Origin of the sequence: Paenibacillus barcinonensis (assembly GCF_003217495.1) — a bacterium.
Taxonomy (GTDB): Bacteria; Bacillota; Bacilli; order Paenibacillales; family Paenibacillaceae; genus Paenibacillus; species Paenibacillus barcinonensis.
Genome location: NZ_QJSW01000005.1, coordinates 132,363 through 157,304, shown reverse-complemented (window position 1 = coordinate 157,304; position 24,942 = coordinate 132,363). Strand labels below are relative to the sequence as shown.

At 48.5% G+C, this 24,942-nt stretch carries 26 protein-coding genes; 4 read left to right on the top strand and 22 right to left on the bottom strand.

Features of this window, described 5'->3' with window-relative positions:
• Positions 1-35 precede the first annotated feature (35 nt).
• The 14 genes from DFQ00_RS10060 to DFQ00_RS10000 all read right to left on the bottom strand — a co-directional run bounded on the left by DFQ00_RS10060 (position 36) and on the right by DFQ00_RS10000 (position 10,117).
• Entirely contained in the window at positions 36-902 is an 867-nt protein-coding gene (locus tag DFQ00_RS10060; protein ID WP_110896345.1) for an aminoglycoside phosphotransferase family protein, read from the bottom strand.
• Positions 903-922: 20 nt separating this feature from the next.
• On the bottom strand, positions 923-1,402 hold the full coding sequence (locus DFQ00_RS10055) for a DinB family protein (protein WP_110896344.1): 480 nt from the start codon (positions 1,400-1,402) through the stop codon (positions 923-925).
• Positions 1,403-1,436: 34 nt separating this feature from the next.
• Entirely contained in the window at positions 1,437-1,976 is a 540-nt protein-coding gene (locus DFQ00_RS10050) for a GNAT family N-acetyltransferase (RefSeq protein ID WP_244213765.1), read from the bottom strand.
• A 173-nt stretch (positions 1,977-2,149) separates the two neighbouring features.
• On the bottom strand, positions 2,150-2,305 hold the full coding sequence (locus tag DFQ00_RS29115; RefSeq protein ID WP_167433647.1) for a hypothetical protein: 156 nt from the start codon (positions 2,303-2,305) through the stop codon (positions 2,150-2,152).
• Positions 2,306-2,370: 65 nt separating this feature from the next.
• Positions 2,371-3,102: a metallophosphoesterase family protein gene (locus DFQ00_RS10045; RefSeq protein WP_110896343.1), complete on the bottom strand. Its 732-nt coding sequence runs from the start codon at positions 3,100-3,102 to the stop codon at positions 2,371-2,373.
• Entirely contained in the window at positions 3,099-4,043 is a 945-nt protein-coding gene (locus DFQ00_RS10040; RefSeq protein WP_110896342.1) for a GNAT family N-acetyltransferase, read from the bottom strand. The genes DFQ00_RS10045 and DFQ00_RS10040 overlap by 4 nt, the downstream gene beginning before the upstream one ends.
• A 99-nt stretch (positions 4,044-4,142) precedes the next feature.
• Complete coding sequence (dnaN, locus tag DFQ00_RS10035) at positions 4,143-5,267, bottom strand: DNA polymerase III subunit beta (RefSeq protein WP_167433653.1); 1,125 nt, start codon at positions 5,265-5,267, stop codon at positions 4,143-4,145.
• Positions 5,264-5,992, bottom strand: a complete 729-nt coding sequence (locus tag DFQ00_RS10030) for a DUF1361 domain-containing protein (RefSeq protein ID WP_110896340.1) — start codon at positions 5,990-5,992, stop codon at positions 5,264-5,266. Before DFQ00_RS10030 ends, dnaN begins: the two co-directional genes overlap by 4 nt.
• Before the next feature lie 23 nt (positions 5,993-6,015).
• Positions 6,016-6,444 carry a GNAT family N-acetyltransferase gene (locus tag DFQ00_RS10025; protein WP_110896339.1) on the bottom strand — a complete coding sequence of 143 codons (429 nt, stop codon included), beginning with the start codon at positions 6,442-6,444 and terminating at the stop codon, positions 6,016-6,018.
• 13 nt (positions 6,445-6,457) lie between these two features.
• The gene (locus DFQ00_RS10020) at positions 6,458-6,925 is read right to left on the bottom strand and encodes a GNAT family N-acetyltransferase (RefSeq protein ID WP_110896338.1); all 468 of its coding nucleotides are present in this window, start codon (positions 6,923-6,925) and stop codon (positions 6,458-6,460) included.
• A 27-nt stretch (positions 6,926-6,952) separates the two neighbouring features.
• The gene (locus DFQ00_RS10015; protein ID WP_110896337.1) at positions 6,953-7,357 is read right to left on the bottom strand and encodes a GNAT family N-acetyltransferase; all 405 of its coding nucleotides are present in this window, start codon (positions 7,355-7,357) and stop codon (positions 6,953-6,955) included.
• A gap of 185 nt (positions 7,358-7,542) precedes the next feature.
• Positions 7,543-8,775, bottom strand: coding sequence for an amidohydrolase (locus DFQ00_RS10010; protein WP_110896336.1), 1,233 nt, complete (start codon positions 8,773-8,775; stop codon positions 7,543-7,545).
• A gap of 24 nt (positions 8,776-8,799) precedes the next feature.
• On the bottom strand, positions 8,800-9,354 hold the full coding sequence (locus DFQ00_RS10005; RefSeq protein WP_110896335.1) for a methylated-DNA--[protein]-cysteine S-methyltransferase: 555 nt from the start codon (positions 9,352-9,354) through the stop codon (positions 8,800-8,802).
• A gap of 40 nt (positions 9,355-9,394) precedes the next feature.
• On the bottom strand, positions 9,395-10,117 hold the full coding sequence (locus tag DFQ00_RS10000) for a DNA alkylation repair protein (protein ID WP_110896334.1): 723 nt from the start codon (positions 10,115-10,117) through the stop codon (positions 9,395-9,397).
• Between the two features lie 201 nt (positions 10,118-10,318).
• Between DFQ00_RS10000 and mgtE the strand changes: the two genes are divergently transcribed.
• On the top strand, positions 10,319-11,689 hold the full coding sequence (gene mgtE / locus DFQ00_RS09995) for a magnesium transporter (protein WP_110896333.1): 1,371 nt from the start codon (positions 10,319-10,321) through the stop codon (positions 11,687-11,689).
• A gap of 167 nt (positions 11,690-11,856) precedes the next feature.
• Here mgtE and mmsB read toward each other — a convergent pair whose 3' ends face one another.
• From mmsB to DFQ00_RS09965, 6 genes are all read right to left on the bottom strand, one after another.
• Positions 11,857-13,020, bottom strand: a complete 1,164-nt coding sequence (gene mmsB, locus DFQ00_RS09990; RefSeq protein ID WP_110896332.1) for a multiple monosaccharide ABC transporter permease — start codon at positions 13,018-13,020, stop codon at positions 11,857-11,859.
• Positions 13,004-14,554 carry a multiple monosaccharide ABC transporter ATP-binding protein gene (gene mmsA, locus DFQ00_RS09985; protein WP_110896331.1) on the bottom strand — a complete coding sequence of 517 codons (1,551 nt, stop codon included), beginning with the start codon at positions 14,552-14,554 and terminating at the stop codon, positions 13,004-13,006. Before mmsA ends, mmsB begins: the two co-directional genes overlap by 17 nt.
• Positions 14,555-14,584: 30 nt before the next feature.
• A complete protein-coding gene (chvE, locus tag DFQ00_RS09980) occupies positions 14,585-15,670 on the bottom strand; it encodes a multiple monosaccharide ABC transporter substrate-binding protein (RefSeq protein ID WP_110896330.1) in 1,086 nt (361 codons plus the stop codon).
• 305 nt (positions 15,671-15,975) lie between these two features.
• Positions 15,976-17,223, bottom strand: coding sequence for a response regulator (locus tag DFQ00_RS09975; protein WP_110896553.1), 1,248 nt, complete (start codon positions 17,221-17,223; stop codon positions 15,976-15,978).
• A gap of 20 nt (positions 17,224-17,243) precedes the next feature.
• Positions 17,244-19,121 (bottom strand): cache domain-containing sensor histidine kinase, encoded by a 1,878-nt coding sequence (locus tag DFQ00_RS09970; protein WP_244213788.1) that lies wholly within the window; start codon positions 19,119-19,121, stop codon positions 17,244-17,246.
• An 88-nt stretch (positions 19,122-19,209) separates the two neighbouring features.
• A complete protein-coding gene (locus DFQ00_RS09965) occupies positions 19,210-20,217 on the bottom strand; it encodes a substrate-binding domain-containing protein (protein WP_110896328.1) in 1,008 nt (335 codons plus the stop codon).
• A 217-nt stretch (positions 20,218-20,434) separates the two neighbouring features.
• Here DFQ00_RS09965 and DFQ00_RS09960 point away from each other — a divergent pair, with 217 nt between their 5' ends.
• Entirely contained in the window at positions 20,435-20,701 is a 267-nt protein-coding gene (locus DFQ00_RS09960) for a hypothetical protein (protein WP_244213764.1), read from the top strand.
• Positions 20,702-20,819: 118 nt separating this feature from the next.
• Here the strand turns inward: DFQ00_RS09960 and DFQ00_RS09955 are convergent, their stop codons facing one another.
• Entirely contained in the window at positions 20,820-21,383 is a 564-nt protein-coding gene (locus DFQ00_RS09955) for a hypothetical protein (protein ID WP_167433652.1), read from the bottom strand.
• Positions 21,384-21,553: 170 nt separating this feature from the next.
• Between DFQ00_RS09955 and DFQ00_RS09950 the strand changes: the two genes are divergently transcribed.
• Positions 21,554-22,222 carry a phosphatase PAP2 family protein gene (locus DFQ00_RS09950; protein ID WP_425271018.1) on the top strand — a complete coding sequence of 223 codons (669 nt, stop codon included), beginning with the start codon at positions 21,554-21,556 and terminating at the stop codon, positions 22,220-22,222.
• A 90-nt stretch (positions 22,223-22,312) separates the two neighbouring features.
• Here the strand turns inward: DFQ00_RS09950 and DFQ00_RS09945 are convergent, their stop codons facing one another.
• Positions 22,313-23,746 carry a glycoside hydrolase family 1 protein gene (locus tag DFQ00_RS09945; protein WP_110896324.1) on the bottom strand — a complete coding sequence of 478 codons (1,434 nt, stop codon included), beginning with the start codon at positions 23,744-23,746 and terminating at the stop codon, positions 22,313-22,315.
• Between the two features lie 129 nt (positions 23,747-23,875).
• On the opposite strand from DFQ00_RS09945, the gene DFQ00_RS09940 reads away from it, so the two are divergent.
• Positions 23,876-24,868, top strand: a complete 993-nt coding sequence (locus DFQ00_RS09940; protein WP_244213763.1) for a helix-turn-helix transcriptional regulator — start codon at positions 23,876-23,878, stop codon at positions 24,866-24,868.
• The last annotated feature ends 74 nt before the right edge of the window (positions 24,869-24,942 follow it).

The following is a 24,942-nucleotide window of genomic DNA, read 5'->3' as shown; positions in this document are numbered from 1 at the left end:
CATAGGTATGCAGAAGACGTGAATTTAGGACAGGCTTACAGCAAGTTTGCGTGCAAATACGGATTATGTTTAGCAATATTCCGAACCCGCCGCATGACCTGCGCATCTCTGGGAACACCGCCCCCTCGTGAAAGCAGCACCCAACGTAAGCAGGCCAAAGCTTCGAATGCCGGTTCCTCATCCAGCGTATTGTTAGAAACTGCTTGAAGCTCAGCCTGATAAGCATTACCGAACTCTTCTCCATTGTATATGCTGATTAAAAAAACAGACCATGCGGCATCGTATCTCGGATCTCCGTACTGTCCGTTCGTCCAGTCAATAATCGTATATTGTCCATGCATCCCAACAATGTTTCCCAAGTTATAATCACCATGAATCAACTGCTCTTGTCTGATCTGTGCACGCTTCATCAGATCATGAACAATGTGATGAATATCCTCGTGTTCGGCAGCCTGAGGAAAAAAGTAGTCCACAAAATCAGTCCGAAGTACGTATGCTTTCCCCACGTCTCGATGATCTGTAACATTGACTGGATACTGGTGAATCTCGTGTAACGTCTGAGCCATCTGACTTAATATATCCCGATCTAGCCGGGTAACCGGAACGCCATCGTAACTCGTGAGTAACACTTGATTCTGGTGTTGATCCATGCCCCATCCGTAGGGTCTGGATACTCGAATACCACTCTGCGTAAGAGCAGACAATAGCGTATACTGTCTGCCAATATCCGGGCGCGATTCCTTGTTCCATATCTTCAGCACATAGGATTGATGAGAAAACTCAACGCGCATAACATCCGCCTCCAGACCAGGCTTCAACGGAACAAGTCGATACGTCTGATTCATCACTTGCCTAATCTTTTCATCCAGCTGAACCCAATGGATGCTGGCGAGCTGTATCATTTGTACTCACAACCTTTCGTTTAATCAGGCTGGATCAGACGCTTGCCTATAACATTAGCAGATACGGGCTCTTCACCTAATTCTCTGGCCCATACCGATAACTGCCCCATATGATGAATTTCATGTGCAATGACATGACGCACAATCTCGCCCCAGGCAGCCAGCTCTACATGCCCATCGGTTCGGCGGTCGATATAAGCCCTCTTTTCCATACTCGGCTCCCAGGCCCGTACAAATAATTCAACGTCCAGATGCAGCTTACGGTCTAAATCCCGCACTGCTCCAAGAGTCTGGTAGTGTGCAAAATCCTCCGCTTCATCCGGTTTGCCTTGCAATAATTGAAGCCAGCTCCATTCCACATCAATGACATGAAAAAAAGTTTTCAGGATACTTCCCGCACCACCTGTACGTTGACGAAGCAGCTCTTCTGGCGGTAAATCGGCACACCATGTATACCACTGTTCACGCACGATCCAGTTATATCGAAAAAACGTTTCCATACAGCTTCACTCTCCCAGATTGGATTGACCTGTATTACAGCGTCTTGATTAACTCAATATTCGCAAAACTGGTTGACGTATGTTCAACATCTCCATAAATGCCGCTAATTTGGCTAAAGCCGGATTTGAACCAGAAACGTAGGGCTGGCCAGTTTTTGAGTGCTACATTAATTCTAATCTCATGGTAACCCAGTCCGGCAAGCTGCCGAGTTAGAGCAGACATCATTTCCTGTCCATGCCCTTGTTTCTGAACACCGCTCTGAATGTATAAAAATTCTAAGTACAGCACATTTTCAGCAGGGTAACCGTGATATACACTTAATAGCCCTATTTTCCGATCTTCCACAGCCGTGCGTATGCTCTGAATCCTGTAGTTCTTCAACGTTCCACCCGGAGGAAGGTTACCTTGTTCCAAGCAATTTTTCACGTAATTCGGATCATTTTCTTGTCCATCCCATTGTTGTATATAGCGACTTGTGTCGTACAAGGATTGAAGTTCAGCAATATCAGAAACCTCTACATCTGAAATAAGAAGCCGCTCTGAACTCCATCTTGAAGGAAGCTGTTCCACCATTATTCACTCCATCTATTTCCCGGTTATTCTCTTTTTGATATACAGCACTATATGTATTCCTGTATAAATAAACAGAGTATTTACAAAATACACCAACAAATTAATATGCATGCCTGAAATAAACCAGATGGATGCCTATATAAGACATGTTCATCACAGAAAGCCCAAGCAACTTATTTTTTCTCTCTCAAAAACGCTTTGATCTCTCTCAACTCTTCCAAAATTTCTCTCGTGTGCTGACTATTTTTTGAAGTATCAATGGCCGTCTTAACTACATACTGGCCTAAAATCAAAATTACAAGTACACAAATAATCATAGCAAATATCATAATTACCTCCCTCTATTTTGATCGCTATAACAAAGGAAGGCGATCTTGCCAGACCGCCCTTGTCATTAAATCATTTCTTTTTCCAGTTGATTCCCGTGAAAGGCTTTCAAAATATAATCTCGATCAGGCACGTTCAGAAGCTCATACGATTGTAGATATGATCTATTATCATAGGGCACCGCCGTAAATCTCACATCCAGCTGACCCTTCTGAATATCCACAATTCCGTATCTCGCCACTGCCACATCATTACACCCCAATGCTCCCGGATTCAGGTAGACCCTCCGCGTTGTCCTGAAATAATGCAGAATATGATAGTGTCCAAAACAAATGAGATCATACGGGGCTCCTTCATATTTTTCATCCCACTTCGCTCCGGCAGGTTGCCTCTCGATTGCATCCAGCTTCTCATCGGTCATATGATAATGAGTCAATAGCACATGCTGTCCCTCAACTTCTTGTTCGATCGCTTGGGGTAGAAGCTGAATTCGCTTGATGGAGTCCTCACTCAACCGCTCCGCAATCCACTCATGATGCTGCTGCATGCCTTTATGTCCTTCCAGCGGCCCTTTCCCCTCAACCAGATGCAGTACAGCTTGTTCATGATTTCCTGCGATAGCCGTCAGGTTTTTGCGACTGTATAACATCTCAATCACTTCATTTGAGTGTGGTCCTATGCCAATCATATCCCCCAAACAAAATAACTGCTTAATATTCCCTTGTTGATCAATATCCTTCAGTACAGCTTGAAGCGCAGGCGCATTTCCATGAATATCGGTTAAAATAGCCGCTTTCATTCCGATTCCTCCTCAGGAATATACATCGTCTGAATCTCCTGAACCCCCTGTATAAAGCCCAGATTCAGATAGACGGACTCTGCTTCATTACCTTCCATCACATACAGCCGCAAAAATGGATAATGCCCCTTGAGCCTCGTTAATGCTCTCTGTAACATGCGGGTAGCCAGCCCTCTTCCTCGATACGAAGGAATGACGCCGATACTGTACACCGCAGCCTGATTGTCCTGCAGACACAGTCGGCAGTTGGCAACCAACTGGCCCGTTTCCTGATCATATACAAGCGTAGAGGCCTGAGTCAGAATTTCATTCGTATAATTAGGGTCTTCGTCAGGTGTGAAATCTTCCAGGGATTTCTGTTTTCTTCGCGTTGCTTCAAGACTGCCGCCAAAGCTCTCCAGATCACACCGGGCAATCTGCTCTTCGTTGATGTACTTCAAACCGCCCGTTCCGTTTTCGATAATCTCGGGACTCTTTACAGACCATCTGTCGTTCCAATCGATCTCATAATGATCCGTAGGCCGCTGCATCCAGCGGCATCTGAACTCGGCGGGCCAGAATCCAGCTCTCGCAAACCAGTCCACTTGACCCGGTAGAATCTCATATGTCACGATACGTCTACTTCGATCGGACCACTGCATCAATTTATGCTTCAGCAGCTTGACGACCTCATAACCTTGCTGAAATGGCGGGATCAAGAACAAATGATACATCTTGTTCGGCTCCATTCGTACACCGCCTATTTTGCTTTCCCCCCGATAGATCCAGTACGCACTACACCTTGAGGAGTTGAACTCCTCTTCCCTGAAAAATCCAACGTATCCCATATCATAATAAATGGTGCAAAATAACCCCCACTCCGTAAAATCTGCAAGTCGAATCGAATATTCATCCGATAATTCGTATTGAAGCGTGTCCGCAATCCACTCTGTTAGACTCATATGTTATCCCCCCAGGCTGAGCATCCAAACTCCGTAATATCCTCCATCAGTTCCTCAAGATCCAGTTCAATCTATATAGCAATCTTTGGACACCATAATTCAGCCAGCTGTTCGGGCTGCCATAATTAATTGCAGCACCCCTTTCTTCTCTTGCGAGGTAAACAGAACCATCTGCAATCCTTGGTTGATCTGTACTTGAACCTGTGCTGTATCCAGAGCTTTTAAAGCTTCCAATGCGTAACCCACATTCAATGACACTTTACATTCCACTCCGAGAAATTGATCTATATCCAGCGTCTCCAACGCTTGATTCACTTGACTTGAGGCGCTAAATTGCACCTGCTCCGCTCGAACCCACATTTTAATCAGATTCGTTTTCTCCTGAGCTGCAATAATCGCTACTCGTTCCAACGCCGATATAAGTACAGACTTCTGGATAATAAACCGAGCTGCATATGGCCCTTCTACATCTATATCAACGTTCGGATAAGTACCTGTAATCGAATGGGTTAGAAGTGTAAAATCATTGCAATTGAACTCGATTTTGGATTTGCACAATCTAACGTGAACAGACTCATCACCAAGAAGTTTTTCAAGCTCGTTCAAGGCCCTGCCAGGAACGATTGCCGTTTCGCTGGCAACAGACATTTCAGACATTAGAGCCTGCTCCACCTTCCCCATCCGATACCGGTCACAGCCAATCATAATTAACGTGTTATTCTGAATCTCCATCTTCACTCCGGTAAGTATGGGCATCTGTTCTTTTTTCTGGATTGCAAACAACGTTTGACGAATCGCAGCTTTCAGGTGTTCTCCGGGGATGGTAAACAACGTCTGTTCCTCCATGCGCTCTGGAAGTGGATATTCATCGGCCGACAGCAGCTGGAGCACAAAGGTGGATCTGGCAGAGGGGGTAGTGACCGATAAGCGATCAGTCTTTTCCTCGTTGGATAAAACAATCTCGCTCTCTTGCATCTTTCGCACGATGTCGGCCAGAAGTTTGGCCTGCACCACAATTCTGCCTGTTTGCTGAATCTGAACATGTTCCGTATGCATCTCCGTCACAAAAAAAGAGTTGCCCTCTCCACCAATCATGCTGATTCGGTCTGTGCCAGCCTTGATATACACACATTCAAGCACACGAACAGCCTCATTGGATGACACAAAACGGACCGTTCTTGTTAACTGCTCCAGCAAACGAACACGGTTTATAACGACTCTCATCGGGACAGCTCCTTGCTTTGGAAATTGAGCAGTGAAATCATGACATATAGAAAACCCTGCACCACAAACAGCAGTGTTACAAATTCGAGCAGAATACCGTCTTCTGCCTTGAAATCGTTCAGCAAATCCATAACAATCTGCCCAGGTCTGGACACGATATCCCATGAATTCCAGCGATTAAACCTACCGATATATACGCCCAGGCTGCTTAGAAGCAAGATCCCCCCGACAATGATCCAGCAGACTAACCTATGTATAAACTTATGAAGTACCTGTTGAATTTGCATAATGGAGCACGTCGACAGCAGTAAACCTGTGATTGCTACCCCAAAGGTAAGACTCAAACTGTACCAAAAGTCCATGCTGTACCAAAATGGATTTCCTGGTTGAACCGTAAAATACCGGAATGTATGAAGCATTTCCGTAAACAGATAGGCCGCATTGGGCAAAAAGAACAGCCATACAAGACCGAATACGCCTTTCAAAGCTACACCGATTAAACGATGTCTGGCGGACATTCGCCCGGAGACATATGCCATTAGCGATGATATCAGGAGTGGAACCCACGCCAGAAACATGTCCCAGCTGAGAAAAGCATACATGCCGGAACCCGACTTCGCTCGCAGATATGCGGCGATGGAAAGACAGCATAACGTCATAAGCAGCAGCGTAAACGTCACCGCAATGAATTTTTTATTAAAGAGTTGATCGTGTTTATCTCTCATCTTGTTGGACGTATCTCCTAAAGTTATAGATATTTTTTAAATGCTTTACTGGACTCTCCATCATACCCCAGCTTCGTGTAGAAGTGATGAGCCCCATGCCTGGAGGCACCGCTGGCAAGAAGCATCTTCGAGGCGTTCAACTGTACACATACCTGTTCAAGGTGCTTCATCAATTCTGAACCATATCCCCTGCTCCGCACCTTGTCAGAAATAACAACCCTCTCCACCACACCAAACGGTCGATTTGCTGCGAGAGCATCCAAGCAAATATGCAAATGTGCGGTACCGACTATCTGATCCTGCACTTCGTATACAAACAGATAGCTGTGTTCGTGGCATCTGATCTCTTCAATGCGTTCAGCAAGCACTTCCGTGCCCACATGATCGGGCAATAGTTCTCTGTACAAGCCTTCAATAACTGCCGCATCCCTGGCTTCCGCTTCTCTGATCATGACCCGCTGCCCCCTATTCTCTCATCTGGTAACTCAAAATAATGTCACCGTTATCCTCTCGTTCACCCGTTTCCTGAAAACCACAACGCTTGTACAGCGTATTAGCTGCGAAATTGTGAGGTACATGAGATACTCTGATCTGTATACAGTCGCTTCGTTCTTGCAACATGTGAATAATCTCCTGAATAGCGCTTCTGCCATAACCCTGCCCCTGATATTGCCGATCAATCATAAAACGAAGAATCCAGTAGTACCCATCCGTATACATCTCGTTATCAAACAAAGCAAACCCGACCATGTCATCTCCCGCATAAATCCCGTAAGGTTTTGAAGTGACTTCCTTGGTCGCATGAATTAATGAATCCGCGTTACTGGCTACCAGTGCCAGCTGATCTTCCCGTGGTTGAAGACGGATGCACTGCTCCTCATTTTCCTCTGTTATCCGTTGTAATGTTACTCGTTTCTCCATGTGATAATTCATACTCAACACTCCTTCAGTTGTCACTACCTAGATTCTTTTGATCAGTATGACTTCCAGCGGCTGAGTGTCCAGCAGGAGTGCGCCTGCATCAACATAGCCCATTTTCCGATAAAAATGCTGTGCCTGCTCATCCGACTGTGTGGAGGTCATGACGATATCAAAACCCTTTTGTTTCATTTCATTTTCCCAATGCTGCACAACCAGCCGCCCTAATCCGTGACCACGATACGGCTCTTCCAACCAGATCATATTCATAAAGGGCATGTTATCCCAAAAATAGCCATATCTCATCCACCCGATCCTTGCTTCGCCTTCCCAGAGGATGTAGATTTCCTTCTCCTTTATCTTGGGTTCGACCATCCCCTGATGAATATGCCGATCCTTTTCAACGATGTAGGTGTAGTCTGTCTGTAAGGCATATTCAATGTTCATGTGCATAGCTCTCCTTTATGTTGGAATCTCATCTATCATAACCCAAAATGTGGTATCTGCGTATAATTTCTTCCTCTACCTCTGATGACCACGCTTATCCCATGGCATGCAAAAAAGCCGCGGTATCCGCAGCTCACTCTTTGGGCTGTATCCAATTTATCATTCAAGCTTTAGTATGGTAAGTTTCAGGTAGGTTGTTCTTTTTTCACGCTCACCCTCTGGCCTTGATACCACACAGACTCTCTCTCAGCCCGCCGTGCAACCGCTTCTGCCGCACAACTCGCACGCACCAGCACAAAGCTCGCCGGATCACCAGCCTTCGGCCAGACCCTCTCCCCTGCTGCATTCAGCGGTGTCACTCCGCCTGTAATCACGGCCAGCGACTGTGACAAAGAGAACTCGTCACTGTATCCATACAACTCAGCGAACCGACCAGCCTTCTCCAGCATATCGCCGCTGCCAAACGGTGACCAGTGATCCGTCAGACTGTCCGTTGCCAGCTTCACGTTAACACCTGCTTGCCGCAGCATCGGCAGCGGCATCATCGTCTTGCCAATCGGAACGGTTGAAGCCACACTCATGCCCAGTGATGCCATTCGACCCGCCATTTCTTCGGCCTCCTGCGGTGGTGCACTGGCAAACCAGAACGCATGACTGACCGTAACCTGACCATGAAGTCCTGCTTCTTCCGTCAATCTGACAAGCTCAAGCAAGGTCTGCTTGCCAGCTTCTCCACTATCATGCAGATGCATATCCATACCCGCCCGATGCTTCACTGCGAGCTCAATCATCGTATGCAACGATCTCTCCATGTTCTCATCTACAGTATAAGGATCGAGTCCACCAACATGAGTTGCACCTTCAGTCATGGCTTGTCCCATAAGCTTCACCGAGTTTGAGTGGTACAGCCCATGCTGCGGAAATGCAACGATCTCCGAAGATAACCTGCCTGCATATCGATCAAGTGCCTGTCTCGTAACTTCTAACCGCCGCAGCCCGCTGACCGGTTCAATGTTGCAATGTGCACGAACATGCGTGGAGCCATACGATTGAATCAAAGCAAGAATGCTTTCTGCCTGACGTCTGCCCTCGGGCAGCAGTTTGGGCAGCAGCACCTTCTCCTCCTCCATGCGGTCAAAGATGCTGGAGATCCCTCTTACTGCTCTCCACGGGCCATCAAAATAGGTTTTATCCAGATGAATATGCGCTTCCTCAAACGAAGGCAACAGAAGCAGCCCTTTGCCATCTATTCGCGGCAGATCATCCGTCAGTTGCTCACTACCGTCTACAACGGCTGCGATCACTCCGTTTTCAATCCGCAGATGTGCAAGTCCTGTTTGTGTACCTATTACCTCTGCCCCATCACGGATGTACCCTTGTTCCAGAACGACGCTTGTCAGCCAATATGTCTTTTGCATAGATCGTTCACCTCTTTATATATACTAAAATTCAAACCTCGCATGTCCTCCGTCGGCTACACCTTGAATCTGTTCGATATCCAGCAGCCTGCGCTTCATCTCCAGACCACCGCGAAAGCCCGTCAGCTTGCGATTGGCACCAATGATGCGATGACATGGCAGCAACAAGGGAATAGGGTTCGCCCCGTTCGCCGCACCTACAGCCCGCACAGCCGAAGGCCGGTCAATCGCGGCAGCAATATCTCCATACGTACGTGTCTCGCCATACGGCACATGCCCAATTGCCTTCCATACCTGTCGCTGGAATTCGGTGCCCATCAGGTCAAGCGGAATATCCTCCGTGAAGGCTGTCCTTTCTCCTGCAAAATAGGATGACAGCCAGTCCATCATGCCGGTCTGTTGTAACGCTTGCTCATTCGCTTCCAGCTCAGCTCCCGGTGCAATTTTGCTGATCCACCCCTGCCAGTCCTCCAGCGTTTCATTCGGCATAACGATCCGGCACAGTCCCTTTTCGGTGGCAAGCAGACTCCATGAGCGACCGTCGAGCTGCATCGTGGTATACATCATCTTTTGCCTCATCACATATTCACCTTCTCTTCTCCCTTGTATTAGTATTAAGTCAGGGGGTTGTCTGTTTCCGTGTATTGGTCTGTTTGTTTACCTTGCGTTTCATGCTTCGTATCACTTGCTTGTCCTCTGGCGTTACACGGTACGATTCCGTAATCTTCTGCAGTGCCTTGTTGTACGTAAAATCATCGAGCGTATTGTGCCGCAAAAACAGCATCGTTGCTTCAGGCTGCTTCACATAAGCAATCGAGATTGCCCAGGCTACTGCCATTTTCACATAATAGGCCTCATGTTTAATCTGATCAAGTAGCGGTAACACCTGATAAATATAAGGCTCCTCCAGATAAAAGTTCAGCAGCATAACTACACCAAAGCGGATTTCATATTCCTGATCGGATTTCAAATAAGGCTGTATAAAGTTCCACATCGCTTCTTGATGCACTTTCGTATATTTCAACCCGGCACAGAAGCTGTCGCACACCGACCAATTGTCGATCTTGGGCACAAAAGCCGAAATACGTGTCAGCAGCTCATCCAGCTCTGCCTGCACATGACCAATGACCATGCCTTGCAGCATCACTTCTTCAAAATATTCATCTTCTGCCGTATCCAGATACGCCCGCCAGTCTCCTGCAGCAATTTGTTTGGCTATTTTGCGAACTGCGGGTAATCGCACACCCATTACATTGGATATATTCGGGATAAGGGATGCCGCAAATTTCTGGTATTCCGGCTCAGCCAGACTGTGCAATTGTGTTCGGATATCTTTTTCCAAATGACTGACGACCTCCACATCGGTTTATTGTAAAAGCTGTAGCACAAGTATATCCTGAGCGCTTCCGTTTGTAAGCCTATCTCGAATGTTTGAGCAAGATTTCAATATACCTCCATCCCCTTTGGAGATGTACCATTGTTTAGGAACAGATCGTTTCCGTTTAAAAATATGAAGCTTACCATTCAGGAAAGGAGTGTCGATATGAACGGTTCTCAAAACAATAACGAGCTTTCCCTTGAGGAAATCACCGCGCAGCTTACGCAGCATGTGCAGTCCCGGAATCTGCCGGAATTCTATAAAATTGTGAAGGAACTGCGTCCCTATGATCTTTCACTCATCTATAAAAAGTTCCCGGAAGACGACAAAAATCGCTTTCTTCTTCTATTCAAGCCGGATACGCTGGCTGATCTTGCCGAAAACCTGAAGCTGCACGAGCAAGTCGAGCTTTTTGAACAGCTCGGACCGGAACGAACGCTGGAGGTCATGCAGCAGATGGATAAAGGCGACCTCATTCGCTTCATGCATGATCTGCCCCCGAGACGCAGGGAAGAATTGTTAGCCAGCATGAATCTGGATCATTCGGCGATTATCCGCTCCGTGCTCAGCTATCCACCGGAAACGGCTGGACGGATGATGACGGACCGTTATCGTACCCTGTTCACCCACGATACAGCGAAGGAAGCACTCAGACAGTCCCAAGGCACCTTACATCTCTCTGCCTCAAGCTACCTCTATGTCACTGACAATGAAGGCAAGCTGGCTGGTGTCGTCAGTTATCGCTCTCTTGCTCTGGCCGATGACAACAGCAAGGTTGAGGAATTGATGACCAGACGGGTCATCCACGCCACTGTAGATATGGACCAGGAGGAAGCGGCTCAACTGCTTCAACGCTACGAATTCATGGCTCTCCCGGTTGTAGATGAGAACAACCGACTGTGCGGAATCATCCAGATGGATGACGTCATTGACATCATCATGGATGAAGCAAGTGAAGACCTCGCCAAAATGGGCGGCGGCAGCAAGGATATTGACTTTGACACCAAACCGCTTGTTGCGGTCAGACGCAGGTTGCCCTGGCTTATTTTGCTGCTATTGATCGGCCTGATCTCGGGAAGCATTGTGGACTTTTTTGAGGATACATTGAATCAGGTTGTTGCGCTTGCATTCTTCATGCCCATGATTGCCGGAATGACGGGAAATACGGGAACGCAGTCGCTCGCTGTTGTGGTACGCGGGCTGATCGGACGCAAGCTGGACAGAGCAACGGTGCTTGCTCTGATTATACGTGAGGTTAAAGTCGGCATGATGATCGGTCTGGTCTGCGGCTTGCTGATTACGGTAATCGCATATATCTGGCAAGGCGACTGGCTGCTCGGTATGATTATCGGTGTGTCCCTGTTCTTTACGTTGATCATCGGCACACTGACAGGCACATGCATTCCGCTCCTGCTCAGCCGCTTCAAGGTCGATCCTGCTGTCGCTTCCGGCCCGTTGATTACAACGTTGAACGATATTCTGTCGCTATTTATCTACTTTGGCATCGCCACCCGTTTCATAGGTGCGCTGATGTAGAAAATACGCTCCAATCGTAGAGAAGGACACGTGGACATTTTAGATTGCTATAAAAAAACAAAGACAAAAAGGCTTGGCACACGCCAAGCCTTTTCGCTAACTTCATATTGCCTTCCATATCAGCAGAGCTCGTTTATTCATCAGCTCATTTTTTCCGGGCGCTACATTTAAGCCGCTCTTTTATTTTTGTTATAGATATCAAAGGCTACCGCCAAGAGCAGCACCAAGCCCTTGATTCCCTGCTGCCAGTCGATGCCTAGACCGATCAACGACATCCCGTTGTTCAGCACACCCATAACCAGACCACCGATGATCGCACCAAATACCGTTCCGATTCCACCCGAAGCCGACGCTCCACCGATGAAGCAGGCCGCAATAGCATCCAGCTCAAAGTTCGTACCCGCTCTTGGCGTAGCCGCATTGAGACGTGCGGCGAAGATCAGGCCGGATACAGCTGCCAATGTACCCATGTTCACGAATACCCAGAAGGTAACTTTTTTCGTTTTCACCCCGGACAGTCCTGCCGCCTTCTCATTGCCACCGAGTGCATACACATGTCGTCCCATCACAGTACGATTCATCACAAAGGAGTACACCACAATCAGTACAAACAAGAGCACGAGAATATTCGGAATTCCCGCATAACTTGCGAGTACAAACGTAAACAGGTTCGTGACCGCAGCGACCACAATCAGCTTGAGCAGGAACAGCCCTTGAGATACAACCTCGAAGCCATATTTGCGCTGGGATGCACGTTCCCGCAGTTCATTAATGATGTACCAGATCGTAAGTACAATCCCCACGATGATGGACACCAGACCCAGACCCGAGAATTGAACATCCGGCAGGAAACCGGAGCTGATTTTCTGGAATCCGCCAGGAAAAGGAGAGATGGACTGCCCTTCAAGCACAATCATGGTCAAACCACGGAACAGCAGCATACCTGCCAGCGTCACTATAAAGGCAGGAATCCGTACATACGCGATCCAGAAGCCCTGCCATGCACCAATCAGTGCACCCACCAGCAGGGAAGCAATAACCGCAAGCCAGGCAGGAAGCTGCCAATCCACCATCATAATGGCGGCTACAGCTCCGACAAAGGCCGCAATCGAACCGACGGACAAGTCAATATGTCCTGTAATGATTACTAGCACCATACCAATGGCGAGGACCAAAATGTAACTATTTTGCAAAATCAGGTTTGTAATATTGATCGGCTTGAGCAACAGCCCGTTTGTCAGCACCTCGAACAAAAGCATTATGACAACAAGGGCAATGATCATGCCATATTGACGTATATTATTTTTGAACAGTTTAGTTACCGTTTCCATGCTTACCGCCTCCAGACTTGGTCATATATCTCATCAGTGTTTCCTGTGACGCCTGCTCCCGGCTGACTTCACCCGTGATCTTCCCGGCATTCATTACATAGATCCGGTCGCACAGGCCCAGAACCTCCGGCAGCTCGGATGAAATTACCAGCACACCCTTGCCTTCGGCAGCAAGCTTATGGATAATCGTATAAATTTCGAACTTGGCCCCTACGTCGATTCCGCGTGTGGGCTCATCCAGAATCAGAATATCAGGCCCAGCAAAGATCCATTTGCTCAGTACTACCTTCTGCTGGTTGCCCCCGCTCAGATTTCCGGTTTTCTGCAGGATGTTCGGCGCTTTAATGTTCATGCTTTTTTTCATCTCTTCCGCAACCAGCACTTCCTCTTGCTCGTTTACAACCGCATTGCGAGTCAGCTTGCCTAGTCCGGTGAGTGAAATGTTACGTTTGATATCATCCATCAGAATAAGTCCGTATTCCTTGCGATCCTCCGTCACATAAGCAAAGCCATTCTGAATCGCCTCTGTCACACTGTTGTTCTGAATCGGCTTGCCATCCTTGATCAGCTGTCCCGAGATGTTACGTCCGTACGATTTGCCGAAAATGCTCATTGCCAGCTCCGTACGTCCAGCCCCCATCAATCCAGCAATGCCTACAATCTCTCCACGTCGGATGTTCAGATTGATCTGATCCAGCACCTTGCGCTCGGCCTGATGCTCGTGATACACCGTCCAATCCTTCACTTCCAGCACCACATCACCAATCGTTGCATGACGTTCAGGATAACGACTCGTCAGGTCCCGTCCAACCATTCCACTGATGATGCGATCCTCGGTGACGTTATCCTTCTTCATATCGAGCGTTTCAATCGTCTTGCCATCCCGCAAAATGGTCACCGCATCCGATACCTTCGACACCTCATTCAGCTTATGAGAGATCAGGATACAGGCAATGCCCTGCTTTTTGAACTCCAGCATCAGCTGCAGCAGATTTTCGCTGTCATCCTCATTCAGCGCAGCCGTTGGCTCATCCAGAATGAGCAGACGTACTTTTTTGGAGAGCGCTTTCGCAATTTCGACCAATTGCTGCTTGCCTACCCCGATGCTGGACACAAGGGTGTTCGGATTTTCGTTCAAGCCCACCTTGCCCAGCAGCTCACGTGTCCCGACAAAGGTTTCCTTCCAATTCACGATGCCTTTGCTGGCACGTTCGTTGCCCAGAAATATATTTTCTGCAATCGAGAGATACGGGATCAGCGCCAGCTCCTGATGGATAATGACAATGCCCAGATCCTCGCTCTGCTTGATATCCTTGAATTCACACGTTTTACCGCGGAACAAAATATCTCCTTCATAGCTTCCATGGGGATATACCCCGCTCAGCACCTTCATCAGCGTAGACTTGCCTGCGCCATTCTCACCGCATATCGAATGAATCTCGCCTTCCCGCACCTTCAGGTTGACGTTTTCCAGCGCTTTGACACCGGGAAATGTTTTGGTGATGTTCTTCATTTCAAGAATGATGTCCGTCATGGCATGTGCTCCTTTCCTGGATTATGCGTTTTACGGCAAACCTATCTCCTGTTTCGTGTAATACTTGCTGCCCACAATATCTTTTTCCACATTGGTTCGATCCACAGAGATGGGGTCCAAAAGATATGCCGGAACTACCATTAATCCGTTGTTATACGATTTCGTATCATTCACTTCTGCCTGTTTTCCCTGCAAGATGCTATTGGCCATCTCCACCGTTTTCTCTGCGAGCTTGCGTGTATCCTTAAACACGGTTTGTGTCTGTTCCCCCGCCACAATGGATTTGATCGAGGCAAGCTCCGCATCCTGACCAGTAATAACTGGAAGCGGTTTGTTCGGCTTGCCGTAGCCGATGCCTTTCAGAGATGAGATGATCCCGATACTGATGCCATCATAGGGGGATAACACCGCATCCAGATGATCACCTGAATAGTAGGCACTCAGCAGATTATCCATCCGTGCCTGAGCGAGCGCCCCGTCCCATCGTAGTGTAGCGATCTGCGCCATCGTCATCTGTTTGCTGCGCACGACCAGCTTCCCTGAATCTATATAAGGCTTGAGCACAGACATTGCACCATCGAAGAAAAAGTAGGCGTTATTGTCATCCGGTGATCCGCCGAACAGCTCAATGTTAAATGGCCCCTTACCTTCTTTAAGCCCCAGCTTCTGTTCAATGTAGGAGGCTTGCAGCACGCCCACTTTAAAGTTGTCAAACGTAGCGTAATACGTCAGATACGGCGTATTGCGAATGAGCCGGTCATACGAGATGACCTGAATGCCTTCATCATGGGCCTTCTTGATCACGTCTGTCAGCGTGTTGCCGTCCACCGATGCAATCACCATCACATCGACACCTTTGGTAATCATGTTCTCAATTTGAGAAATTTGATTTTCAACGACGTCTTCCGCGTACTGCAGATCGGTTTTATATCCTTGCTCCTGGAACAGGCGAACCATGTTCTCCCCGTCTCCCACCCAGCGTTCCGATGATTTGGTAGGCATGGATATGCCGACATATCCCTTCTCCTTGCTGCCTACCTCACTCTCCGCCAGATTACAGGCCGAGAGCATCAAGGCCATGACCAGAAGCCAGATGAGTATTGCTCCTTTTTTCATATAAAGTTCCCCTTTCTTCACGTCTTTGTGTTCCGAATACCTCTTGAGATAACGCTTACAAGACCACAAGCATCGTTCAGTCCTCATGCCTTTCTGTATCCCATCGTAGCATTTCATATGCGCGTGGTCTTTGCAGGTTTTGAACCTTTTTTATAAAAATTTAACTTTTGATGGAAGCAGCCAGAGCAAACATAACAAAAACCCACCGCAGGCGATTAAGCTCCAGCGGTGGGTGTACTTCGAGTTGCCAACCCTATAGTAATCAAGGACGATCTATCCGTTCAGTGCGTGACAAAACAACTATGCTACATCGGACCTGTGGATGAATTGTCCGTTCCTCCATGTTTACGATATTGGGCAGGAGAGATGCCCATCGTTTTTTTGAACGCTGTGCTGAAATAGTGCTGTGTATCATACCCCACTCGTTCAGCAATCGTATGGATCGGGAGCGCTGTGGAATCCAGCAGCTGTGCTGCCTTACGAATGCGGGCCTGGGTAACCAGTGTAACAAAGGAGTCATTCAGCTCCTTTTTCAGCACACGGCTGAGATACACTGCCGACACCTGCAGGCGGGATGCGAGCGATTCCAGCGTCAGCTCTCGCTCTGCATACTGCTCCTGAATTAACTGGCGGGCCCGGCGAACGAGTGGAGAGAGCTTCACTTCTTCATATACCTGTTCACGGCAATGCCGGTACGTATCAGGCACCGCCTCCAGCGTACCGATGTGCGGTTCGACATGGGCATGTACCGAAATATTCAGGCAGATACTGATCTGCTGCTCCAGCAGAGACGAAATCTCCTCAGGGGCCTCCTGCCACAGACAGATGCCGATGAGACTCCCCCCCTCGCGGAAGAGCACATGCGGACGATCTCCGAGTAATTCCGCAATAATATTTTCCGCGGCAAACAGAAACAGCTGACGATCATTCTCTCTCAATATCGTCTGACGTGCTTCAGCAGCAGGCCAGCGAACAACCCCAACCTGCACAGGAGATCCAGACGGCAGATGTAGAAATGCAAGCTGCTCGGTCACGTTTTTCTCGCCAAGCTCTCCCTCCATCCATTCCTGACAGAATCGCTGGCGCAACAGCGGAATATTCCGTTCAATCTGCTGCGCTGCCTGTCTGACATACGCTGTCCGCTGATGCTCTTCATCCAATCGCTGACGCAGCCGCTCAAGTGCAGACTTCAGCTGTTCTGCCTGGACAGGCTTCAGAATATAATCCTCCACTCCGAGACGGACCGCTTCCTGAGCATAGGCAAACTCATCATGTCCCGATATGATCAGATATCGAACTCCCGGGCACTGCTCCTGCAAAGCACGAATCAGTCCGATGCCATTCAGGAACGGCATATTCATATCAACCAGCACCACATGTACATTTAGTTCAACGGCTCGTTCAAGCGCTTCTTCCCCGTCCTCCGCTTCTCCGACAACCTGCATGCCAAGCGCAGCCCAATCCATGGCCTCCCTTATGCCTTCCCGAATAATAGGCTCATCGTCTGCAATCAGCACACGATATAACGTGTCCGCAGCGTTTACGGGTGTCATTGTATAATCCACGGGTTGCTTCACTCCTTCTCCTGTCGATTTTGCGTATCCTCTGGCTCGGCCGGGGGAAGCACGGTTGCAGGCAGCTCCCGCATAAGGGGATGAACAATCGTCACACGGGTCCCCACACCAGGGCTGCTGTGCAGCAAGATCCCATAATCACTGCCAAATGAAAGCCTTAAACGTGCCTGCACATTCAGCATGCCGTAACTTTTCCCCGTCCTTTCCGGCAAAGTCGATTCCAGACTCTCCATGGGCATATCCAGCAACCGCAGCATTTCATCCAGCCGTTCACTGCTCATGCCTGCACCATTGTCCTGAATCGTCAGATGCAGCCTGCCATGCTCTACTTTCCCCTCAATTCCGATATGGCCCGGACCGCGTCTACCCTTGATGCCATGGTATATCGCGTTTTCAACCAGAGGCTGGAGCAGCAGCTTTAACACATACAGGTTCTGCAGCTCTTCCGGGATATGTAACGTATATTGAAGGCGGTCACGATATCTTGTTTGTTGAATCTGCAAATAACTGCGGATATGCTCCAGTTCGGAGTGCAGCGGAATATAATCCTGGCCCTTGCTCAGCCCGATGCGGAACAGGCGAGACAGCGCCCCAACCATATCGGACACATCCTCTGCCCCTTCCTTGCGAGCCATCCAGTGAATCGTATCCAGCGTATTATATAGAAAATGAGGCTTGATATGCTCCTGCAAACTACGCATCTCCGCATCCCGTTTCTGCCGTTCCCGCAGCTCATTCAGCGAGATCAGCTGACGAATCTGGTTCAGCATTCGGTTAAAGCTATTGCCCAGCATACCGATCTCATCCGTACGGTTACTCCAGCGGCCTGCACTAAGATTTCCCGTCTCCGCTCTGCGCATGTAAGACATCAGCCGGAAAATTGGCTGGGCAATTGAACGTGAGAACCACAAGGATGCGCTCAAGCCAAACAAACACACCACAAAGACAAAGCTGACCACGTAAAACTGAATCTGTCTCACTTCGGATATCGAGTCTTTGGTCGGAAATACACCAACCGTTCTCCAGCCCGTAAAAGTAGACGACTGGTACATAAATAACAGTGTCTCGCCATTCACCACTTGGGTAAACGTTCCGCTCTCACCTGTGGCAAACCAGCTTGCCGGAATATGATCAATTAACGGATGTTCCGGCTTGTACACGCTCTTTCCAGCAGCATCTGCAACCATGACATACCCGGATTTCCCCAGAGTCACATTACGGGCCGCCTGTGACACAGACCTGAGCTTGAGATCAATCAGCACAGCGCCCTTCACCCGTCCCGTCGTCTCATCCGTGATCGAGCGGGCCACGGATACAATCTCATCATCCTTGTACCGTACATGAGTCGTTATATTACGCTCCCGCGGCTGACCAAGCACCGTAAAAATACCCGGTTGCGACGCAGCCCGTCGATACCATTCCTCCCGGGTCAGATTGACTGCGGTTCGCGGATACATCTCATTGCTGACGTAATCCCCTCTCGCATTCACCAGCACAATGCCGGCAATTTCAGGATATAACGTGGTGAATCCCTGCAAAGTCTGCTTCATGCCATACAGACGATTCTGCTCAGACACTGTATCGCCTTTACCGATGGATGGTTCACTGCTTCCAGGTCCGCCCCGGTCTCCGGCAAGCTTCTCATCCATAAAAGCATTCACATCGGGTTCAAACGCGATGAGATAGGTCATATTTTGCAAATTCTCCATCTTGGTGTTCAGCGCTTCATTGACCTTGCCAATCAGCTGCATCGTGTGACCCTCAACCTGTCGCTCCACGACCCGCTCTACCGTCCAGTTGACAAGCAGCCCCAAACCAACGGATGGCACGATCGCAAAAAGCAAAAACAGCAGCATCAGCTGGTACCGCAAAGGCATATTGCGCAGACGCAGGCGGCGGGCATACTGTCCGGGTAGCAAGCGCCATGTTCTACGATTCCCGAGGTTCTTCTCTACTTCATGATCGTTATTTGGCATAATAATCATCCACATTCGAACGTGTCACAACAGAAATCCCCGTATCCACCATGACTGGCAGCGGCGCGTTTTCCCCGGAAGGTGAAGGCGCAGGCACGGTCAGATGATGATGCAGATGGAACAGGTATTGAAGCGACCAATAGCCCATATTCCAGGTTCCTTGAGCAATCGTGGCCGATATGGTCCCGTTTTGGATCAGATCCAGCGTTGCCTTATTGGTGTCAAAAGAAATAATGTGCAGCTTCTGTCCATTCCCTGCATTTTGTACGGCTTCGCCAGCCCCGGCTCCTCCCGTTGCCTCGGTTACGAATATTCCCGAAAGCTTCGGATGTGCCTTCATCATGCGCAGCGTTTCGTCCCGCGATTTCAGCGTATCTCCATGCCCATCTGCGACTTCAACAACGCGCATCAAGGGATACCGCTGCTGAATCGTTTCGCGGAAGCCTTTTGTCCGTTCCTCATGATTCTGCTGTCCCGGCAGTGTTAATACGGCTACTTCTCCTTCACGGCCCAATAGCTCGGCCATTTTATCTGCTGCCGTTACGCCTGCCTTGTAATTGTCTGTTCCGAGAAAAGAATACGCCTGACTATCCGGTGCATCCGCATCGAACAGAATAACAGGAATATCGGCCTCCACCGCCTTGTTAATGGCCGGAATTAACGATTTTGGATCAATCGCTGATATGGCAATGCCCGCGGGTTTCCGTGCAATCGCCTGCTCGATGACCGTGGTCTGCTCCTTCGCATCATACCGTGTAGCTCCGCGATATTCGACGGTCACTCCAAGCGCATCCGCAGCATCCTCGAAACCTTTCAGCGGACTCTTCCAATATTCCAGCCCGGACTGGAACGTAATCATCATGTATGTCTCGCCCAGATCACCACGAAGTCCGCGGTTCTCCCAAGAGCTGTTCGCCTGACTGGTATATTCAAATCTCAATACATACAGGGCAAACGCCGCAATCAGCACAATGTAGATCAGCAGCATTTTTTTCATGTCATTCACTTCCTCAAGTGGTCTATGTCTGTACCCCTCACTTCGTTATAGATTGTAAACGCAATCATTCAAAAAGGGAACCTCCCTGTCATAAGTCTCTCCGTTAACGTGTAAATGAGCCGTTCAACGGATATAGATAGCAATTTAACAGGAAACATAACTATGACCGCAGCTCCATGACGGAAGCCCCTGTGATAAAACAGGCATTGATTATGTCATGCTCTACCTGAAACCTGAACTCGTTGAAGAGATTATGGGGAAGAAAGAACTGCGCTTCTCCACTCCCATCGTCTATGATCCAAAGCTTGCACGGAGCATTCTAATGCTGAACGATGCCGTGCAGCGCAGACAGGACGAAGCCGAGTGCAGCAGCCGGCTCTATGATCTGGTACAGCTGCTCGCCGAGGAAGAACAACCCTCTACATTGCGTAAACCTCAGGACGGTCTCGTTCGCAAAGCTGTTGAACATAGGAATAGATATTAACCACAACACCTACAGAGATACACACAGACGCACCCTATCCAAGTCCCCTTACAGAACGACGTATGTACGTCCATAAGGGGATTGCTTTAGCAGCCATACATGCTGGAGCAAATTATACTTACCTTCTCTTTCTTCTCCACAGCCATCCACCTGCGAGTCCAAGCAATACAACCGTGCCTCCAGCATAAAAAACAATCATCCAAGGGCTTTGAGATCCGCTGCTGAACCTGAAATCACCGGAGCTGACAGGCGTTCCCTTCCCTAATATTTCTGCCGCCTCTTCAGCATGCTCCAGCCGGGTGTTGAAGCTGCACAAGCTGCTGCGCAGCTTGCCATCCTTTTCATCCTTATAAGCAAAGATCAAGTACATCTGATCCTTCTCCAATGTTGTTCCACATGCAGCCTCGCCCATATCACTGATCAGGATTGTCATCTGTTTTGCGTCCACACCCTTCCATGCTGTATCCACATCCAGTGTGTAGGCCTTGTATTGTTGACTGCTAAATATGGAGCCACCGCCAATGTCTACCACTTTACCCGCAAACACCGCACTGTGCGTCTTCAGTCGCTGCTTGGCAGTGGAATTCACACAGCTGCACGCATATGCTCTCTCCCCGGTCCAAACGAATAAACTCGCTGCACACAACATCAGAATAAGAACAACAGCGACCACGTTCCTCATCCTCGATCTCCCCCTCTTGTACGCTGCCTTTATCTTTAAGAACACCTCCATTTTCGTTTTTGTTTGTTTTATTGTAGAATGTTAACACTATGCTCAGGAACATAAGTATATACATGATCTCCTGCATAGCTATTAAGATAAGAATCATATATCACGGAGGATACGAACCATTGAAGAACAATTGGACGTCAAAAATTTCATTCTCGCTGCTGGCTGCAGCGTTATGCCTATTCGCTTTTATCGGCATTGCACTTTCGATCAGCGACAATCAGATACATCGCTTTGATGATGTGCTGATCAGCTGGATTCAGGGTATGGAGTCGCCGGGTATGACCCGATTTATGCAATTCTTCACCTGGATTGGCAGTGAGCTGCAGGTCATTGTCATCACAATTGTTGTGATGCTGGTGCTCTATCTCTACCTGGGACACAGACGTGAGCTGCTGTTTCTTGCCAGCGTGCTTGTTGGATCTACCGTGTTAAATGCGCTGCTCAAGCTTGTATTTCAGCGGGCACGCCCAACCATCAACCGCATTATTGAAGTTAGCGGATACAGCTTCCCCAGCGGACATTCTATGGCCTCATTCAGCTTATACGGAGGGCTGGCTTTTCTCATCTGGAAGCATATCCCCAGCTTTATCGGACGGGTGTTCATGATTGTTGCCAGTGCTGTCTTTATTCTGACAATCGGCATGAGCCGCATCTATCTTGGTGTACATTATCCCAGTGATGTCGTAGGTGGCTATTTCATTAGCGGGTGCTGGTTATTCACCTGCATCTGGTTCTACAGACGTTATCTGCAGCGGCTGTCCCGCTTAGAAGCCAGCAGTCCCGTCTAAAACACAGCAAAGCACCCGCACGTTCCTGAGTACAGGAATGAGCAGGTGCTTTGTAATGAAAGCAGATTTTTCTTATGTCACCCTCCGGCTTTATAATTCCTCACCATTCGATGCAATTACATTTTTGTACCAGTAAAAGCTTTTCTTCGGTGTGCGGCTGAGATCCCCGTTGCCATCATTATCTTTGTTGACATGAATGAAGCCATAACGCTTCTTCATCTCTCCCGTTGATGCGCTCACAAGGTCGATGCAGCCCCACATTGTATAGGCAATAAGCTCTACGCCATCCGCAACCGCTTCTTTCATCTGCTCGATGTGACCTCTCAGATAATCAATCCGATAGTCATCCTGAATGGAGCCGTCTTCTTCTACGACATCAACAGCACCGAGGCCATTCTCAACGACCATGAGCGGAATCTGATAACGATCATAGAGGTGGTTGAGCGTGTAACGAAGTCCCTTCGGATCAATCTGCCATCCCCAGTCAGAAGCTTCGAGATATGGATTTTTGATACCGCCCAGCAGGTTGCCCTCTGCTCTATCCAGCGTTTTATCCGCACTTTCCACGATGGACATGTAATAACTGAAGGAATAGAAGTCTACACAGCCTTCGCGCAGCGTCTGCGCATCTTCCGGCTGCATCTGAATTTCGATGCCCTCTTCCGCAAAGAAGCGTTTGGCGAACCCTGGATACGCCCCCCGAACCTGTACGTCCCCACAGATCATGTTGGACAGCTGATCCTTTTTCTGAGCAAGCAAAATGTCGTCAGGGTTACATGTGTTTGGATACGTTGTCATGAACGCAACCATACAGCCGATTTTGAAATCCGGGTTGATCTCATGTCCCAGCTTCACTGCTTTGGCACTTGCCAAGAATTGGTGGTGCAACGCCTGAAAACGGGTCTGAGGTTCATCTACGCCGTCCGTCAGCGTTTGCTTGCCATCAAACAACAATCCACCCGCCATATAAGCTCCCATAGGCATCGTCAAACAGTTGATTTCGTTAAAAGTCAGCCAGTACTTCACCTGATCCTTATACCGATTGAACAAGGTTGTGCAATAACGGATATAAAATTCGATCACTTCACGAGATGCCCACCCATTGTACTTTTTCGTCAGTCCAAATGGAGTCTCGTAGTGGGAGATCGTCACCAAAGGCTCGATGTTATACTTTTTCAACTCGGCAAAGACGTTATCATAGAATTTCAAGCCCTCTTCATTCGGCTCCAGGTCATCACCGTTCGGATAAATGCGAGACCAGTTGATCGACATGCGGAACATTTTGAAGCCCATCTCGGCCATCATGGCAATGTCTTCTTTATAGTGTCCATAAAAATCCACCGCTTCATGGCTCGGATAATACGTGCCCTCTTCAAGCACAGGTGTAATCCGGCGTGGAGTCGTGTGGGTTCCGCCTGTCATCATATCCGATGTGCTCGGACCTTTACCGTCCCTGTCCCATCCACCTTCAAACTGATTGGCAGCCGTTGCGCCGCCCCAAAAGAATCCGTCCTTCATGTTCATGCTATGTTCCTCCTTTAAGGTTCACTTCTGCCAGAGCTAGTCTTTTCTTTGCTTCACTGTGAAATATAACGTTATACCCCAAGTCTAGCACCCATACCCTGACAAGGGATGTCATGATATAATTTTGTTATGGAACATAATCGATTATTTCAAATGCTGCTGCTGTTGCTGGAAAAAAAGAAAACGACCGCGCCCGAGCTGGCTCGTCTGTTCGAAATATCTGTTCGTACCGTATATCGGGACATAGACCGCCTGAGTGCGGCAGGGATTCCCGTCTATACGACTACAGGCAAACATGGCGGCATTCATCTGATGGACCACTATGTCATGGACAAGTCACTGCTGAGTGAGGATGAGCAAAATGAAATTTTGCTGGGCTTGTACAGTGTCAGTGCTATTCCTCATCTAAAGAGCGCCCGGATGTTAGGACGTTTGACGACCCTTTTTGATCATAAGCTGGACTGGATTGAATTCGAGTATTCCCCTTGGGGCAATATTCCCGAGCAGGAGATGGAGCTGTTTAATCATGTGAAACAGGCGATATTCGCCAGCCAGCTTCTTTCATTCCATTATGTCGACTCCAACGGGGAGGCGAGCGAAGAGACTGCTTTGCCGATCAAGCTTATTTTTAAGAACAATACATGGTACTTCAAAGGTTTGAAAAGGAATCAGCATAAGCAAGACACCTTCATAACCTACAAAATCAAACGTATAACAGAGCTGCGCTTCGTACCCGGTGGATATGAGCGTATGCTGACAGCTCCGATGAAAGAAGAGAACATAAATGCAGGAAGGATAGCCGGTGAGAACAAATCTGCGGAGGAACGGTCCGAACTGATTCAATTGGAGCTGTTGTTTGAGAAATCTATAGCCTACCGCGTCTATGATCTGCTCGACCCTGCTCTCATTCAGCAAGAGTCCGACGGAAAGCTGCGCATCTCACTTCAGATTGATGAGGGTGAGCGACTGTACTCGTTCCTGCTCTCCTTTGGCTCAAAAGTAACTGTGCTTCAGCCTTCGGCAGTACGGCAGGAGCTGCGTCGCAGACATCAGGATGCTGTGTCCCATATGCTCTTGCTGGAAGATGATGGGCACAAAGCCAGGCAAGATGATATAATATAACATGTATGTATACTATAACGTTAATAAAGCAGTACGCTATTCGCTATGGAATGTTCAGATGCTGAGGTGCTAAG